This is a genomic window from Pseudohongiella sp. O18 (assembly GCF_021729085.1).
In the GTDB taxonomy this organism is placed as follows: domain Bacteria; phylum Pseudomonadota; class Gammaproteobacteria; order Pseudomonadales; family Pseudohongiellaceae; genus Pseudohongiella.
The window spans coordinates 600,936-617,796 of sequence record NZ_JAJSAR010000002.1 but is presented as its reverse complement, the minus strand read 5'-3'; the positions used below and the strand labels follow the sequence as shown (position 1 = coordinate 617,796).

11 protein-coding genes are annotated in these 16,861 nt (G+C 54.8%); 5 read left to right on the top strand and 6 right to left on the bottom strand.

What is annotated here, in order from left to right:
- The first annotated feature begins 2 nt into the window (after positions 1-2).
- Both corA and LVD14_RS10115 read left to right on the top strand, forming a co-directional pair.
- Positions 3-953, top strand: a complete 951-nt coding sequence (gene corA / locus LVD14_RS10120) for a magnesium/cobalt transporter CorA (RefSeq protein WP_237133964.1) — start codon at positions 3-5, stop codon at positions 951-953.
- 50 nt (positions 954-1,003) lie between these two features.
- Complete coding sequence (locus tag LVD14_RS10115) at positions 1,004-2,380, top strand: NTP/NDP exchange transporter (protein WP_237133963.1); 1,377 nt, start codon at positions 1,004-1,006, stop codon at positions 2,378-2,380.
- Here LVD14_RS10115 and LVD14_RS10110 read toward each other — a convergent pair whose 3' ends face one another.
- Genes LVD14_RS10110 through LVD14_RS10100 form a run of 3 tightly spaced genes read right to left on the bottom strand, consistent with a single transcriptional unit; the run spans position 2,381 to position 6,031 of the window.
- Positions 2,381-3,505 (bottom strand): hypothetical protein, encoded by a 1,125-nt coding sequence (locus tag LVD14_RS10110; RefSeq protein WP_237133962.1) that lies wholly within the window; start codon positions 3,503-3,505, stop codon positions 2,381-2,383.
- A 51-nt stretch (positions 3,506-3,556) separates the two neighbouring features.
- Complete coding sequence (locus LVD14_RS10105; RefSeq protein ID WP_237133961.1) at positions 3,557-4,699, bottom strand: beta-ketoacyl-ACP synthase III; 1,143 nt, start codon at positions 4,697-4,699, stop codon at positions 3,557-3,559.
- A 36-nt stretch (positions 4,700-4,735) separates the two neighbouring features.
- Entirely contained in the window at positions 4,736-6,031 is a 1,296-nt protein-coding gene (locus tag LVD14_RS10100) for a serine hydrolase domain-containing protein (protein ID WP_237133960.1), read from the bottom strand.
- A 454-nt stretch (positions 6,032-6,485) separates the two neighbouring features.
- Here LVD14_RS10100 and LVD14_RS10095 point away from each other — a divergent pair, with 454 nt between their 5' ends.
- The gene (locus tag LVD14_RS10095) at positions 6,486-6,692 is read left to right on the top strand and encodes a cold-shock protein (protein WP_237133959.1); all 207 of its coding nucleotides are present in this window, start codon (positions 6,486-6,488) and stop codon (positions 6,690-6,692) included.
- A 108-nt stretch (positions 6,693-6,800) separates the two neighbouring features.
- Here the strand turns inward: LVD14_RS10095 and LVD14_RS10090 are convergent, their stop codons facing one another.
- The 3 genes from LVD14_RS10090 to LVD14_RS10080 form a co-directional block, all read right to left on the bottom strand.
- A complete protein-coding gene (locus tag LVD14_RS10090) occupies positions 6,801-9,668 on the bottom strand; it encodes a TonB-dependent receptor domain-containing protein (RefSeq protein ID WP_237133958.1) in 2,868 nt (955 codons plus the stop codon).
- 336 nt (positions 9,669-10,004) lie between these two features.
- A complete protein-coding gene (locus LVD14_RS10085; RefSeq protein WP_237133957.1) occupies positions 10,005-11,810 on the bottom strand; it encodes an acyl-CoA dehydrogenase in 1,806 nt (601 codons plus the stop codon).
- Positions 11,811-11,821: 11 nt separating this feature from the next.
- The gene (locus LVD14_RS10080; RefSeq protein WP_237133956.1) at positions 11,822-12,556 is read right to left on the bottom strand and encodes a TetR/AcrR family transcriptional regulator; all 735 of its coding nucleotides are present in this window, start codon (positions 12,554-12,556) and stop codon (positions 11,822-11,824) included.
- A 231-nt stretch (positions 12,557-12,787) separates the two neighbouring features.
- On the opposite strand from LVD14_RS10080, the gene LVD14_RS10075 reads away from it, so the two are divergent.
- Complete coding sequence (locus LVD14_RS10075; protein ID WP_237133955.1) at positions 12,788-13,840, top strand: efflux RND transporter periplasmic adaptor subunit; 1,053 nt, start codon at positions 12,788-12,790, stop codon at positions 13,838-13,840.
- Complete coding sequence (locus LVD14_RS10070; protein WP_237133954.1) at positions 13,837-16,848, top strand: efflux RND transporter permease subunit; 3,012 nt, start codon at positions 13,837-13,839, stop codon at positions 16,846-16,848. The genes LVD14_RS10075 and LVD14_RS10070 overlap by 4 nt, the downstream gene beginning before the upstream one ends.
- Positions 16,849-16,861: the final 13 nt, after the last annotated feature.

Below are 16,861 nucleotides of genomic sequence, written 5' to 3'. Positions count from 1 at the left end.
GTATGCTGATTCGATACCAGCTCGATAAACAGCGACATCTGATACCCAGCCAGGGCGAGATTACCAGTGACTCATTGGCCGCGGCGATGTGGCTGGACCTGGTCAACCCGGATGATGATGAACGCAACCTGATCGAAAGCCTGCATAGCCAGCCGCTGCCAGACACTGAAGACGTTGAGGAGATCGAGGCCTCCGCACGCTCCTATCAGGACGAAGCCGGCCTGCACGTTCACTCGCTTTTTCTGCACAAGAGCGATGAGCGCCATCGCAATACCAGCGTTGCGTTTACCCTGACAGACACACAGCTTATTACTCTCAGGGAGCGCGAGATTCCTGCGTTCCGTCTGATGCGTATGCGTGGTCGCCGTCTTCGCGGACTGGCTGAAGATCCGGTAGCCATTCTGCTCAGCCTGTTCGAAATCAAGATCGATGACCTGGCGGATACGCTGGAAGAGGTTTATACCCAGCTTGAGGAAACCAGCAATCTGGTACTGGAAGACAACGACACTGATATCGAGGATGCACTGGACGAACTTGCCCGTCAGGAAGATACCAACGGCAAGGTCCGCCTCTGCCTGATGGATACCCAACGGGCGCTGAGCTTCCTGCTGCGTCGGGGCAAACTGTCAGCGGTCCATGCTGAAACCGCACGCGAACTGCTGCGTGACATTGATTCACTGCTGCCACATAACAGTTTTGTATTCGACAAAATCAACTTTCTGATGGACGCTGCTCAGGGTTTTATCAGCATCCAGCAGAACCAGATCATCAAGACCTTCTCTATCGCCGCTGTGGTGTTTTTACCACCGACTGTGATTGCCAGCATCTATGGCATGAACTTCGACTTTATTCCGGAGCTGGAATGGAGCATGGGCTACCCCTGGGCACTTGGATTGATGGTGCTGTCCGGTGTCGCGCCGTATGTGTTTTTCAAACTGAAAGGCTGGCTGTAACGTAAGAACCTGACGCTATAAATAACAAAAACATATGTGATGGGGTCATCATGAAGTCTACGTGGCACGCGCTGGTCAATCGATCCATCAACATCCGTCAGGGCGAAGGCCCTTCGCTGTTTCTTTCAGCCCTGTATTATTTCCTGCTGCTCTGCGCCTATTACATTATCCGCCCCATTCGCGATGACATGGGCGCTGCTGGCGGTGTCGAGAACCTCGCCTGGCTGTTTACCGGCACGCTGATTGGCATGATGCTGTTGCACCCCGTGTATACCGCCATGGTGGCGCGTTTTACCCGACGGCAGTTCATTGCTCTGGTTTATCGCTTTTTTATCGCCCAGCTGATCATATTCTATTTGGCCTTTCAGGCGCTTGATGGCATCAGTGAAGTCTGGGCCGGCCGCGTGTTTTTTATCTGGGCCAGCGTATTCAATCTGTTTGTAGTGTCGGTGTTCTGGTCGCTGGTCAACGACCTATTCCGCCCCTCGCAAAGTAAACGGCTGTTCGGAGTCATAGCTGTCGGCGGCACCGCAGGTGCCCTGATGGGGTCAACAATTACCTCCATCCTCTCTTCAGCACTGGGGCCGGTAACTCTGCTGCTGGTATCCGCCGCCCTGCTCGAGATCGCTGCGCGCGTCTCACGTTATCTCAGCGACAACGAACAATCCCTTGCCATGGCTGCCATCGATGATGAAGCAACAGGTCAGGACAAAGACATGCGGGATATCGAGAGACCCGATGCCGCCACCCTCACACAACAGGTCAGCGACAAACAGAAAGAAATCATTGGTGGCGGTGTCTGGGAGGGACTGACGCATGTGATGCGCTCACCTTACCTGCTCGGTATTGCGCTATTGATGCTGATGTTTACCATCGTGTCGACCTATCTGTATTTTGCGCAGATCGCCATCGTCAATGAAGCTTTTGGTGATGACCGGGTAGCCCGTACACAGCTGTTCGCTAACCGCGATGTGATTGTCAACTCAATTACACTGGTCGTGCAGATGTTTCTGACCGGTCGCATTCTGCGCTGGTTGGGCATTGGGGTGAGTCTGGCTCTACTGCCACTGGTCAGTTTCGTCGGCTTCGGCATGCTCGCCGTTGCACCGGTGTTACTCGTGGTCATTGCTTTCGACGTGATCAGACGCGCCGGCAATTTTGCCATTCAGCGACCGGCCCGTGAGTCGCTGTACACGGTCGTGTCACGCACTGACAAATACAAGGCCAAAAACTTCAATGACACCTTTGTCTATCGGGTCGGCGATCAGGTCGGCGCCTGGTCATACACCGCGATGGCATGGTTTGGCATGGGACTGACAGGTCTCGCCCTGACCATGCTGCCAGTGTCACTGTTATGGTTTTTCCTTGCGCTGTGGCTTGGTCGCAAATACAAAGATACCTATCAGGAGCAGACTGAAAGTCGCTGATCAGAAGTCGATGACCCCGATCAGCGAAACATTGCTTCTTGAGCGGCGATCGCGTGTGTGATGGTAGTAGTCGTAGAACACCTGCACACGCTTGCCACGTGCCAGCTGTCTGACAATTCCTACCGTCCCTGTCACAACAGAGCGGTCATCAATCGGAAAGGCCATATTGGTATCAAACTGATAGTCGTAGGCCAGCTCGCCAAACATGCTCCAGTCACTTCCCTCACGGAAAGAGCGGCTGACATTAAAGCCGCTGCGCAGCAATGACAGACGCTCGTGGCGACCGAAGGGCTCGGAGGTCTGTCGCCCGAGGCTGTCGGTAAACTGCTCGTAGCGATTGTCCAGCACCTGCAGACTCGTGGTCCATCGCAGCACTGAACGCTCAGGTAGAAATGCCAGTTGATTGGGGTAAAAACGTCCGATCAGGTCTGCTTGCAGATACTGCCGTGTGTATTCATTGTCCCGAGCGATATTAAGGCGGCCAGCAGGTGTATTTACATTGACCTCGCTGTCACCCTGATACTTCAGATGGTCGTATCGAATACCGGCTGACCACACGGGCCCAAAAGACATGCCTGCATCGAAACGTGGTCCGAAAGACTGCCCCCGGGAACGGCCATCGGCGTATAGAATATCCGCTGTCGTCTCTTCGGCGCCCATGCCAATACTGACAAAGGACTGAGCGGTCGGCGCATACACAATACCCAGGTCCAGACGATCACTGCGGCTCTGTACCCTGCCCGGCTCGTCGCGGCCAGCCACTCGAACCAGTACGCGCCCGAACACAGGCCTGGCCACATTATCAAAAATCGGAATCAGGGAATCATTCTGGGTAACCCAGGTATTGCTTCGCGAGCGCATGTCATCAGCGTCAGGTGCCCCAGGACGACCCTGCGCTCCCTGATACAAACGTTGAGCGGTCTGATAGCTGACGGCACGGTTGACGATTTCGCCAAAATCACTGCCGGATGAGTAAAAAGCCCGCAGGCCCGACTCACCCATGGCGGCCATCCATTGACCCCGCTCCTGGGGAGTCGACGCATGGCCTGACATGGCAGAAACACTGGCGAGGCCCACTGCCACCACCAGTCTAAAAAATCTTCTTGCAAACTGTCTCTGGTACATAACAACTACCTGTAGAAAAAAACACCTGTGCAACATGTCATCAGACAGACTTTATGCACACTTTTTCAGAAGCAGGCTTCCAATCGAGTAGCCGGCACCAAAGGAACACAATACACCCAGCTCTCCAGGCAACATGTCCTGATGATGCAGGTTGAACGCTATGATCGACCCCGCCGACGCTGTGTTTGCATAGCGGTCCAGTACGATGGGAGCTTCGTCGCCATCAGGCATGCGTCCAAGCAGTTTCTTTGAAATCAACTGATTCATATTGATGTTTGCCTGATGCAGCCACCAACGGCGGACATCATCCGGCTGGTAACCGTAAAGGCGCAGATGCTCGGCCAGGTGCTCAGCAGCCATCGGACAGACTTCCTTGAACACTGAGCGGCCTTCCTGATGGAAGAGTTTGTCAGCCGTGAAGGGATCCCCGTCGTAGGCGCGTGACATATAACCAAAATTGGAACGTATGTTATTGGAATACAGCGTTTTCGCCTGCGTGCCCAGCACCTCAAACTGATGTTCACTGCTAGCCAGGTCCTTGCGCTCCACAATGACCGCCGTGGCCACATCACCGAAGATGAAGTGACTGTCACGATCGCGATAGTTAACCTGCGGTGACACCAGTTCAGGATTGATAACCAGCACTGCACGCGCGGTACCGGCACGGACCATTTCGTAGGCACGGTGCAGGGCGAAGGTAGCCGCTGAGCAGGCAACCAGCATGTCAAAACCAAAGCCGTTTATACCCAGTTCGTGCTGAACTTCGATAGCAATCGCCGGGTAGGCACGCTGTGTGTAGGCGCAGCTGACAACCACTGCGTCAATATCTGCACCGGTTTTGTTGGCTGCTGTCATTGCCCTGCGCGCGGCATGCAGGGCAATCTCCGCCTGGTGACTGAGCTCGCCGTCAGCGCGTTCTTCTATCCTGGGACGCATACGATCGATATCCAGAATCCCGTCCTTGACGTAGACGTAGCGTTGCTTGATACCACTGGCCTTCTCTATGAAGTCTGCATCCGATTTCATTACCGGTTTGACTTCACCTGCTTCGATACCAGCGGCATGCTGCTGGTTGAACTTGTCGGCATAGGCATTTAGTGCCTCGACCAGCTCTTGATTGGTTACGACGTGTTCAGGTGTCCATAGACCAACACCACTGATCACTACCTGCTCACTTGAGTTAAGCAAACGCATCAAGCTATTCCTTTGTATCTGTTTGGCAAAATTGAATCAGTCGGTGATCGCTGCGTAGGTCAGTGCCTTGAACGTGGCACGCAGAGGAACACGGACATTCATATGCTGGATCATGACAATGCCGATCAGGTCTTCGACAGGATCGATCCAGAAAATGGTACCTGCGGCACCGCCCCAGTAATACTCACCGTCGGAGCCAACTCCACCTGCGGCTGTCTGATCTTCCACCACTGCAAAACCGAGACCGAAACCAGTACCGTTCACAAATCCTGGCAAGGTCTGCGGGTCATGTGCACCCTGATCTCCAAAAATGCCTGGCAGATGGTTCTGTGTCATGTACTCCAGAGTCTTGTTGCCAATGATGCGCGCACCATCGAGCTCACCGCCATTAAGGACCATTTGGGCGAAACGCATGTAATCCTCTGCAGTGGACAGCAGACCGCCACCACCGGATTCAAAGGTCATGCGGTTTACAAAATTGCTATTGGCGGGACTGTCAGCGATTTCCAGCTGACCAGATTGCGGATTGTAACTATGGTTGGTACCGAAGCGGTTCAGCTTTTCCTGTGGTACCTGGAAAAAGGTATCCTGCATCTGCAGCGGCTCGAAGATGCGGGTCTCAAAGAACTCGCCCAGTGTCATGCCTGATACCGCTTCGACAAGCGCACCGAGAACGTCAGTTGAAACACTGTAATGAAAACGAGTACCGGGCTGATACTGCAATGGTATCTGTCCCAGTCGCTCAATGAAGGTATCCAGATCCGGCGCCGCCATGACGTTGGCTTCACGATACTGGCGGTCAACCATGGTGTCGCCGAACACGCCGTAAGTCAGACCTGAGGTGTGCGTCATCAGCATCTGTACGGTCATCGGACGCTGTGGTGCAACCAGAGCACCACCTGGTCCCGCCACGCGAACATTGCGGAAAGCTGGCAGATATTTCTCCACCGGGTCGGTAAGCAGCAGCTTGCCTTCCTCGTACAACATCATCACTGCCAGCGTGGTGATCGGTTTGGTCATTGAGTAGATACGGAATATGCTGTCCTGCTCAACATCCTGACCAGTCTGCTGATTGATATCACCATAGGCATCAAAATGAACGATTTCACCGCGACGGGCAATCATGCTGACGACGCCTACCAGCTCGCCATCGTCCACATATTGATTCAAAACCGGTGCAATACGCTCCAGGCGCTCTGAAGACATACCGACCGATTCAGGCGAACCATAGGAGAGATTGTCGGCTGCTGCTGTGGAAACCAGCGCCAGAGCCGCGCCCAGAAATGCTGCAGCCCTCAGAACCTGTCGGCCCGAGAATGTCTTCAATTGCATACCCCACCCCTTTTCTATTGTGATTCTTGTACGTCGTTATTCGTTTTTTATGAACAGGTTCAGATGATAACTCAGCACCCCGGATATTGTAATACTCTGCTGCAGGCCGGCTGTTCCGACAAGGGAACGCACGGACTACCGCCACACTGAGCCTGAGGAAGTCTTGGTCAGTGAGAAACAGTCAAAATACTCGTTGACATTCCAGGAACCTGCTGTAGACTGCGCGATAAGCCAGAATACCGGCTATATTTATGTCTGCAATACGAAGTGCCGCAATCAGTCCCTCGTTCTGTATCTCATATTTGTAATCGTATTTGAGCTTCGTGCTTTTAAGCTTGATGCTTTAGGTGCGTTTATCCACTTTGACGCCGGGCGTGACCGCCAGGGTCGGACAAAGTGTTATTAATACCTATTTAATACCGCTGCAACATTTGCAGCAACAAGGAAATTCAGTATGTCTACAGTTACCGGCCAGGTGAAATTTTTCAACGAAACCAAAGGTTTTGGCTTCATTCAGCAGGACAATGGTCCTGATGTCTTCGTTCACTACAGCGCCATCAAATCAGACGGCTTTAAGACTCTGGCAGAAGGCCAGCGTGTTGAGTTCACAGTTTCGCAAGGCGCCAAAGGCCTGCAGGCTGAGAACGTCATCGGCCTGTAAGGCATACGCACAGCTTTAGCAGTTCCTTCAGGGGCCAGCCCCTGACAAAAAGGCCCGGATCGCAAGATCCGGGCCTTTTTCGTTTCAATCACGCCTTGTCGGCGAAAATCAGAAGCGTGGCTGCCAGTCTACTGACATCCAGAACTGACGTCCCCACGGTGCGTGCAGACGGCTTTCGAAGCCACCCAGGATCGGCAGCAGTTGCGGCTGCTTGTCGAACAGGTTGCTGACACCGAGACTCAGGCTGATGTCGCTATCGAAATAATCGTCGAACAGATAGGTGTACTGCGCGTTCACCGTATCCCACGCATCGACCTTACCATCAGCGGGTGGCGGTGTACCGGTCAACAGATTGTTGACGGCGTCATCGAAGATCACTTCGTCCTGATAGTTGTAGGTTACAGAGGCGTTATGGTTCTCACGCATCCAACCTACACGCAACTGCGACTTCAGTTCCGGCACGGGCGCTACGATACCTGTGCGAGCATTCTGGAAGCCAAGCGCGTCCACGACATCACCGCCATCAGCGTATTCATACTTGGTGTTGTATGTGGCACTCAAAGTGGCAGAGAAATTACCCAGGCTGGTGTCGAACGAGTAGTTAGCGCGGGCATCGAACAGATCCACCCATACCGTACTGACGTTCTGCGCCTGGCTCACAACACGAGACACGCGCTGAGAGCCCGCTTCACGGGTCACACTTGCCTTGGGTGTACCACCAGCCGCGATCCAGGCATTCGCTGCCTGACGAGTCGCCGAGCCCGGTGTAGGATCGTAGGTGCCTGGGGTCGAACCAATCGCTGCCAGCATTTCTTCAAACTCGATGGCCACGATATCCAGCGTACCCAGGGTACGGATACGGTCAGTGTACTCGATAGACTGGTAATCCAGGCTCACACTCAGATCATCCAGCGGTTCCCAGGTAAAACCAACGTTCCAGATGTCGGATGTTTCCGGTTTCAGGTTAGGGTTACCTGACGAACAGGTTGCACCACCATTGAGTACACCACCCGTGATCGGGTCAGCACCGAAGAAGATCTCACCGCAGTTCTCGTTTGGATCAAACGGACGTGCGTTGGCCGGTGTTGGTGCCAGGAAGCTTTCGCCAACAGAGGCACGGAAAGCCAGAGTGGGCAGCGCTTCCCAACGCAGCGCCACCTTAGGCGTAGTTGTTTCCAGACCAAATGTAGTGAAGTTTTCGTGGCGCACGGCAATCTGGGCATCCAGCGTTTCCAGAATCGGTACTTCAAATTCCAGGTAGGCTGCCTGAACACGACTACCGTAGTTGCGCGAGGTAGGTGGCGTATCAATGATGCTGGTGTTGTAATCAATGCCAGCTGCAGACAGCGGGTTGGCGTAGTTCCATTCCTGGATATCCCGCATCTGATAACCAACCGCCATTTGCGCCATACCGGCCGGCAGCTCATAAAGGTCACCGGTTGCGTTCACTTCGAACACTGTCAGCTCCTGCTCCGAGGTACGGAACGGCACGGTAGGCGCAATCCAGTCGATCAGTTCCTGGCTGTTTGCTGTCACGCTGGCATTGTAGAACGGCGAACGTGGGTCCGCAGAGCCGAAGGGGTTAAACCACTCATTGCCGCCGGGACCACCCTGTCCGATCAAAGCGTTTGCCAGATTGGGCATATTGATCATACGCGCCGTGTAGTCTCGATGGGTGTGCTGGAATGAGTAAGAAGTATTCGCAGTCCAGGTATCGGAGACATCAAATCGTGCTCCCACCTTGTAGCGCTGAATCTTGTCCTCGTAGGTCTGCTTGCGAGCACCCGTCGCTTCATCGGCATAAGACGGCAACGTGCCGGCAGCAGCAAATGGACGCCACAGGAATGGACCGACGTCGCGATTAAACGGGTTAGCCGGGTGCGCAGCGGGTACAACCAGTGCCTCGCGGTTGTTGGCGTTTAGCTGGTAAGTCAGCGTGTTGTGGTTTTCGCTTTCACGGCTGGCCAGTGACATCTGCGCTTCCAGCTGCACGCGTTGATTGAGCTGATAGGTCAGGTTCTGGAATACGTTCGCCTCAGTCTTGCCCTCAGCCAACGGCCATTGCTGCGAATATGGGAAGTAGCAATTGCTGCCCAGCCGAATGCCACTGGGGTTATTGTCGCCCTGGCCAAGATCCGTTACATCATTAAACGTGCCACAGCTTGGATCGACCAGGTTGGAACCAACCTGCCTGCCGCCATGTACCTGGCCTGGGTTGGCGGTGGCACCCTGCAGTTCGCGCCAGACACCTGGATTACCAGAGGTCGCCCAGCCGTAGTCGGCGCGCAGTGTGCGTGGACGCTCAAAGGTCATCAGGGGCGTGGTGCGCGCGTAGTCTGCAGCGACTACCCAGTTGAGGCCATTACGGAAGTTGCGGCCAAACAGGATGCCGATCTTGTTGTCTTCAAACGCGCCGGGATCGTCTCGCTGGTGATAGACGCGCGTGCGCAGACCGTCAAAGTCTTTAACAGGGATCAGGTTGACTACACCGGCTACCGCGTCGGAACCGTAAAGCGCGGAACCACCGTCCAGAACGACTTCCAGACGATCAATGGCGATTTCTGGCAGCAATGTGTTGATACCAGCATCAACAGATCGGGTGCCATCCATCAATGTCAGCGTGCTGTTCTCACCCAGACCACGCAGGTTAAACGTAGTGCCAACACTTGACTGTGTACCACTGTTGCCGGCGTTAACGTTGGCGACCGTGTTGGTGTTCTGGGTATAGGTCAGGTCACGGATGTAGTTGCCCATGTTTGGTGCACCAGACTCAAGAATGTCTGCCTGGCTGACAGTGTCTACCGGGTTGTTCTGGGCAAAGGCACTATTGCGGATAAAGGAACCGGTAACGATTACTTCTTCGATTTCAGCGGGCTCTTCCTGCTGGGCGACCGCCATGGCTGGCAGCGTCAATGTCCCCGCCAGGCAGGCGTGTATGAGATATCGCAACGATTGAGTTTTTCGATGACTAGTCATTACTTTGTATCACTCCGTTTATAATTTTAATTAGTACTACAGTGTTGGCTCTTGATGGCCGCAAAGCAGACGAGTAGCGACAAACGTCCGCTTTCGCACCGCTGGACTATACTTAAGTAATTAGAACTTGAGCGCACTGGTAAAAAAAATCACAATTGCTGTTACAACTCTGATACAAATGACCATGATTCTTTCTGACCGACAGAACGCTCGCGCTATCTCAGCAGACGCCTGAATTTCGGGCACCCCAAACAACTGACCCCTGTGCGCCTTATGGGCTGCACAGGGGTCGTCGGGAAGATTAGTGACACCTTGTGTCACAAATTGGAAACGTCCTCAGAACCAGTTGTCCCGCATATCCAGGCAGGTGCTGTCCAGGGCTGACAGTGTGTCGAGCCAGGGGCCGGTCCGAGTCAGCTCCCACCGAAAGAAGTACTGGCCAGCCTGCAGCTTGCCAAGATAGAAGTCATCGGGTTGCCCAGCCAGTTTGTGACCTTGTGCTACCAGCATCTGCTCCAGCCAGATCCACGCTAAAACAATGTGCCCCATGGTCTCCAGATACAAAGAAGCGTTGGCCAGCGTCAATTCCAGAAAATCCGCCGCATGGAGTTGTCCGGTAACATCCAGCAGTCGATATAGGGCAGCATCCAGCTCAGCAGCATATTCAGCGAGTTCCGGCTGGGCGGCGGCCCTTTGACTGCTCTGTAATATCAGCTGGGTCAACAATTCGAGCGCCGCACCATTGTGCATCACTACTTTGCGGCCCAGCAGATCCAGTGCCTGAATTCCATGCGTTCCCTCATGGATGGGATTGAGCCGATTGTCACGATAAAACTGCTCAACGTTGTAGTCGCGTGTGTAACCGTAACCACCGTGAACTTGAATTGCGAGGTTATTGGCTTCCAGGCACCACTGTGATGGCCAGCTTTTGGCAATCGGGGTCAGAATATCCAACAGCAGTGTGTGCTGATCGCGCTCTTCGTCCAGCGCTTCGCGCTCCAGATCCACCAGTCGGGCGCAATACAGGTTGAGCGCAAGCCCACCTTCCACGTAGGCTTTCTGTGCCAGCAGCATGCGCCGCACGTCTGCATGATCGATCAGTCGAACAGGTTCTTTAGAGGGATCCTTGTTGGTAACAGAGCGACCCTGACGGCGCTCACGCGCGTAGTCCAGTGCGTGCAGGTAACCCGTGTAGCCCAGCGCTGCAGCCCCCAGGCCGACCCCAATGCGGGCTTCATTCATCATGTGAAACATGTACACCAGGCCTTTATGTTCCTGGCCAACCAGGTAGGCCACTGCCCCGGCTTTGCCCTGCGGCTGGAATTTCCCTTCGCCAAAATTCAGCAATGTGTTAGTCGTGCCACGATAACCCATTTTATGATTCAGTCCGGCAAGCACCACATCATTGCGCTCGCCCAGAGAACCATCAGCATTGACCAGCTGACGCGGCACAATAAACAGCGAGATACCCTTGACGCCTGCCGGCGCCCCTGGCGTTCTGGCCAGCACCAGATGCACGATATTTTCGGAAAGGGAATGCTCTCCGCCAGAAATCCACATCTTATTGCCCGTCAATCGATAACTGCCGTCTTCCTGAGGCTCTGCCAGACAGCGCACATCTGCAAGCGATGACCCTGCCTGCGGTTCAGACAGACACATCGTGCCGAAAAAACGACCTTCCATCATGGGTTTCACCCAGGTTTCTATCTGCTCCCTGCTGCCATGCGCCAATAGCAGATTGGCATTACCTATGGTCAGGAAGGGATAGGCTGCCGTGCCCACATTGGCAGCGAGAAACCAGGCAAAACAGGCTTTTTCGACCACCGTCGGCAGTTGCATTCCACCCAGTTCATAGTCCTGCCCGGCTGCGACCAGACCCGCTTCTCCAAACGCATCAAGTGCCACTTTTACTTCTGGAATCATGTGCACGCGTTCGCCGTCAAACCAGGGTTCGTTACTGTCATTGAGTTTGTTGTGATTGGCGAAACGCTCGCTTGCCATCTGCTCACTCAAATCCAGTACGGCGTCAAATGTCTCTCGATTATGATCCCGATATCGGGGCAGCTCGGTGAGCTTTTCAGCATCAAGCCACTCATACAGCATAAATTCAATGTCACGTCGGTTGAGTATCAGAGAGGACATAATGATCAGTACTACCTCTTATCAGAACGGGTCTTCGACTTGGTGGATGCAACAGCCGAACCATCACTATCCGGCAATAAGCTGGCGATGGAGACTGTCAGGCGGTGTATGGTGTAGCGAATCAGCTTATCGGAATCTTCTGAGGTACTCAGCCTGGATTTACCAGAGCGTGTCTGCATGATGACACCGTGCAGTGCGCCCTGAAGGTAAAAAGCGGTCTGCAGGGGATCATCAATGCGTTGCCTGCTGAGGGTTCCGTCTTCCAGGCCATTGACCAGGGCCTGCACCATGCATTGATTGATATGCTCACGGCAAACATCCATTTCTGCGGCCTGCGGGTCTGGTTGATCAGGCTCTGGCAATGTCGAAACGCTGGTCAGCACATCGAAGTATTCAGGGGATTCGCAGGAAAACATGTAATAGGCCTCCCCGATTGCCATGATCTGGCCAACTCCTGAATCGCTGCTGGCAAGTGCACGCTCGAAACGAAGTCGCAGAGCCGTCCCGGCGCGCAGCACGATACCACGCCAGATAGCCAGTTTGTCGGCAAAATAGACATACAACAAGGCTCTGCTCAAGGCCGCGGCCCTGGCTATATCATCCATGGTTGTCTGCTCAACACCCTTTTTGAAAAAAACCTCTTCGGCGGCGTCCAGAATATCGTTATGTCGGCGCAGCCGGTCTCGCTCACGTCGCTTGGCTGCAGCGCTCTGGGGCTCCGCGGGCTCAGAAACTGACTTGGTCATTTTATCCTCAATAATCCTTTCTTCGACATATTGACATTATGTCAATGTCTGACAAACTGTCAATGAAATCGCAGGCCAGTATCCGACCTGTCTGTAAGCAAACCATTATCAAGCAATCGTCGGGGCACAAATACTCTGCAGCCCGACCAAGAGGTGACTTGAATGTGTCATTCTAACTTGTCCCCCCAGCAACAGCGATGTTTGCCGGTAATTGTCAGGATCAAAGCCTTTGTGTTGCCGGCCCTGATGCTGCTGGCGGCATGCGGCGACAGCAGCGAAATCGAAACTCAGGCGGCAGCGTCGGATCGTGTCAGTGTGCGTACAACTGCCGTGCAAACGGTTGATTCTTTGCCTGAATACTATTTCGCGGGCACCACACGAGTCAGACAAAGGGCCACACTCAGCTTTCAGCTTAGCGGTACGCTGGCAGAGCGCCATGTGGAGATTGGCGACCTGGTTGCCGCGCAGCAGCCGCTGGCAAAACTTCACAACCCTCAACTGGTACCGGCGCGGGACGCTGCGCAGGCCCGCTTTGCACAACTGAGCAGCGATCACTCTCAGGCGAAACGCGAACTGCAACGCATCGACGCGCTACACAGTCGGGGTGTTGTAGCAATTCAGGAGCTGGAACAGCAACAGGCCCGTCTCGATAGCCTGCAGGCAGCCATCGACAATGCCAGGGCTGATCTCTCACAGGCTGAGGATCTGCTGATGGAGACTGAACTTCGGTCACCATTTGCCGGCACCATCGAGAACGTTCTGATTGAACCGGGTGAGTACCTGCAGCCCGGCCAGGCCGTGATGCGCGTGTCCTCTAATGATGGGCTCGAAGTGGAGGTCAATCTCCCTCCGCACCTGATTGGTGATTTGCGTATCGGGCAGACGGTGGATGTCCGCCGCAGTCTGGACGGGCGCCGCCTGACTGGCCAGGTGATGGAACTTGGACAAAACAATACTCGCAGTTCGCTATACCCTCTTGTCGTATCACTGGATGATCCCCATTTGCAGACGGGCGAGGCGGTGGAAGTCAGCATCATTCAGCCGCAAGACAATGCATTGGCGTTGCCGACTACTGCCATCATGCGCTCGGCGGAAGGCCTGTCTGTCTTCCGTCTGACAGACGGTCGCGCTCATCGCGTGCCCGTTGCTGTCAGCCAGATTAAGGGCGAGCTGGCCATTCTGGCACCGACACCTGACACAGTAGCACTGACAGCCGGCGACACTGTGGTTTATGCAGGATTGACACGCCTGACTGACGGGGACCTGGTCGAGGTGCTGCCATGAGCAATATTGTGCTGGCCCGGCCACGTCTGGTCATGTTGATCATGGTCATGCTCTGCCTCAGCGGTCTGGCATCCTATGGCAGCATGGCACGTCAGGAAGACCCGCAATTCCCGTCCCGCAATGGTCTGATTACCGTCGACTATCCGGGCGCTACCGCTGATGCCATCGAGCGTCTGTTGCTGGAACCACTGGAAGACGAGCTGGCGCAGGTTGAGGAGATTCAGGAATTCACAGCCACAGCACGCACGGGCGTTGCCCTGCTCTCAATCAGCCTGCAAGAGACTATCTATGACACAGATCCGGCCTGGGATCGGGTCAGACAGGCCATGGATCGGGCACAGAGAGAGTTTCCCGCTGGCACAGGCAGTCCTGAATTAGACGACAGGCTGACCGGTCTGCCGGCAGTCGTGCTGGCCATTGCCGGCTCGCCTTCAATAGTTGAATTGAGTCTCGCTGCCGAGCGACTGAAACGAGGTCTTGCCGGCCTGCCCGGGCTGTCACGGATAGAAATTGAAGGTGATGTTGATGAACAGATCACAATCGCGGTTCACGATGCGGAGTTGCTACGGCTCGGTCTGACACCCGCCTCCATCGCTGGACTCCTGAGCCAGCGCAATGAACTTGTACCAGGTGGTTTTCTTGTCGCAGGTCAGCAGCGTGTCGCACTTCGCAGCAATACCGAGTTTGAGTCAGTAGATGCGCTGCGCCACACTCAGGTCATGCTGGCTGATGGTGGAACACTGCCGCTGGGCAGCATTGCTGATATCTGGCGCGGACCCGTCGAGCCCGCACAACCTGCCACCTACCAGGATGGCGAACGTGTGGTTACCGTCAATATCTATCCCCGCACCAATAGTATCGACGCAATCAATTTCGGTCGTGCGGTCCGGGAGCGAGTGGCTGGGTTGCGCGGGCAGTTGGCCCCTCTGGAAATCCGCGAAATGTTTTTCCAGCCAGATCAGGTTGCCGAGCGTCTGACTGATCTGCAGCAAAACCTGATAGTGAGCATGCTCATTATTACCGGTGTGGTATTTCTGGGCATGGGATGGCGCATGGGACTGCTGGTAGCAACCATGCTGCCAATGGTCACTCTGATCAGCCTGGGCATATACAATCTGGGCAATGGCGTTCTGCACCAGATTGCTGTGATTGGCATGGTCATTTCTCTGGGCATTCTTATCGACAATACAATTGTCATCGTAGAAAACATTCAGGCACGCCTGAACGACGGAGAAACACGAGAGCAGGCGATGCAACAGGCGGTATCGGAACTTGCCGGTCCGCTGGGCGCGTCCACAGGTACAACCCTGGCCGCGTTCACGCCGCTATTGTTATCCAGCGGCGGTACTGCCGACTTCACCCGTGGCATACCGGTCATGATCATGCTGACACTCAGCGTCAGCTACCTGCTGGCAATCAGTGTGACACCACTACTGGCTGGCTGGTTTCTAAAACCAGCGCCCACGCAGCGCAGCCGCTGGTTCGAAACACTGGGCAAACGACTGGGCCAGCTCAGTGAGCGAGCGCCACGTCGCATTATTATTGCAGGTTTGTTGCTTGTCACCGGCAGCTTCATGACTATTTCATTGATCAATGTGCAGTTCTTCCCGAATGCCGACAGACCTCAGGTGGTAGTCGAGTTGTTTCTGCCGGAGGGTACGGACCAGGCCCACACTGACCAGGAGTCGGCGGCCGTCGAACGTCTGATCCGGGAGCAGGATAATGTCACCAGTGTGCATCGTTTTGTAGGTTTCACCGGGCCAGGTTTTTATTACAACCTGCCCAATGCCACACGCGCCCCGAATCGTGCCCGGCTGGTTGTCAACATGACCTCGCTGTCCGCAACCGAACCGCTGATTGAATGGCTGCGCGGCGACCTGGCACCCAGGCTACCGCAGATGGACCTGGTTGCAGGTACACTGGCACAGGGACCACCGAGGGCGGCACCTGTTGAAGTTCGCGTTTATCACGATGAAGACTCCGCGCGTCTGGCCGCCGCCGAACAGGTATTCCGGATGATAAAACAGGCGCCGGGGGCCGCTGATGTTCGCCATGATATAGACCTGGGAACCCCAGTCATCAATTTCACGACTGATGATGCCAGTGCCCAGCGTGTTGGCGCTGACCGCAATGATGTAGCTAGCGCACTGATAGGTCGCAGCTTTGGTATTGCTGCGAGCCAGTATCGTCAGGAGCTGGACCCCATCGCTATTGTTCTGCGTTCCAGTGAAGGTGTCCGCTCCAGTGTGCCGCAGATCATGTCCAGTTATGTCTACGGCTCCAGTCAGGATCCGGTACCAATTGGCATGATTGCAGAACCCAGGGCCGAGTGGCAGGCTGCAGCGATCCAGCATCGCAACGGCGCCAGGTACTACAGTGTGACATCAGGCCTGCAGGCGGACTTCAGTTTCAGCCAGATCCTGGACTCACTAAACCAGCAGCTGGAGGAATCACCGTTGCCAGTCGGCACCCGACTTGAATACGGAGGTGATGCAGAAAGCTCTGGTGAAGCCAACCAGGCAATTCTCAACACGGCTCCGGTTGGTATCCTTCTACTGTTGTTTTTCCTGGTAACGCAGTTCAATTCCTATCGGCGTGTTGCCATCGTTTTGCTGACGGTGCCTCTAGCCGCGGCTGGCATCTTCCCCGGCCTGGTCCTGAGCAATTCACCGTTTGGTTTTCAACCCTTGCTTGGCATCATCGCTCTGGTCGGCATTGTTGTGAATAATGCCATCGTGCTGATAGACGCCATCGATCAACGCTTGAAACAGGGTATGGACATAAACCGCTCCGTGAATGAAGCCGTGACACGTCGCACACGCCCAATACTGCTGACAACCGCCACCACCGTGACTGGACTGCTGCCACTGGCACTGTCCTCTTCAACATTGTGGCCGCCAATGGCCTGGGCGATCATTTCCGGATTGCTGGCATCTACCGTGCTGACGCTGCTGGTTATCCCGGCAGTCTGTAGAATGGTATTGAGGCCGCCAGCTGTGCCCTCATGACTGAAGCAGGTCG

What these genes read in the sequence shown, in the direction of transcription:
- LVD14_RS10115 (WP_237133963.1), top strand. Translation starts at nt 1,004, where the DNA reads ATGAAGTCTACGTGGCACGCGCTGGTCAATCGATCCATCAACATCCGT.
- LVD14_RS10080 (WP_237133956.1), bottom strand. Translation starts at nt 12,556, where the DNA reads ATGACCAAGTCAGTTTCTGAGCCCGCGGAGCCCCAGAGCGCTGCAGCC.
- LVD14_RS10110 (WP_237133962.1), bottom strand. Translation starts at nt 3,505, where the DNA reads ATGTACCAGAGACAGTTTGCAAGAAGATTTTTTAGACTGGTGGTGGCA.
- LVD14_RS10090 (WP_237133958.1), bottom strand. Translation starts at nt 9,668, where the DNA reads ATGACTAGTCATCGAAAAACTCAATCGTTGCGATATCTCATACACGCC.
- LVD14_RS10095 (WP_237133959.1), top strand. Translation starts at nt 6,486, where the DNA reads ATGTCTACAGTTACCGGCCAGGTGAAATTTTTCAACGAAACCAAAGGT.
- LVD14_RS10070 (WP_237133954.1), top strand. Translation starts at nt 13,837, where the DNA reads ATGAGCAATATTGTGCTGGCCCGGCCACGTCTGGTCATGTTGATCATG.
- LVD14_RS10105 (WP_237133961.1), bottom strand. Translation starts at nt 4,699, where the DNA reads ATGCGTTTGCTTAACTCAAGTGAGCAGGTAGTGATCAGTGGTGTTGGT.
- LVD14_RS10100 (WP_237133960.1), bottom strand. Translation starts at nt 6,031, where the DNA reads ATGCAATTGAAGACATTCTCGGGCCGACAGGTTCTGAGGGCTGCAGCA.
- corA (WP_237133964.1), top strand. Translation starts at nt 3, where the DNA reads ATGCTGATTCGATACCAGCTCGATAAACAGCGACATCTGATACCCAGC.
- LVD14_RS10085 (WP_237133957.1), bottom strand. Translation starts at nt 11,810, where the DNA reads ATGTCCTCTCTGATACTCAACCGACGTGACATTGAATTTATGCTGTAT.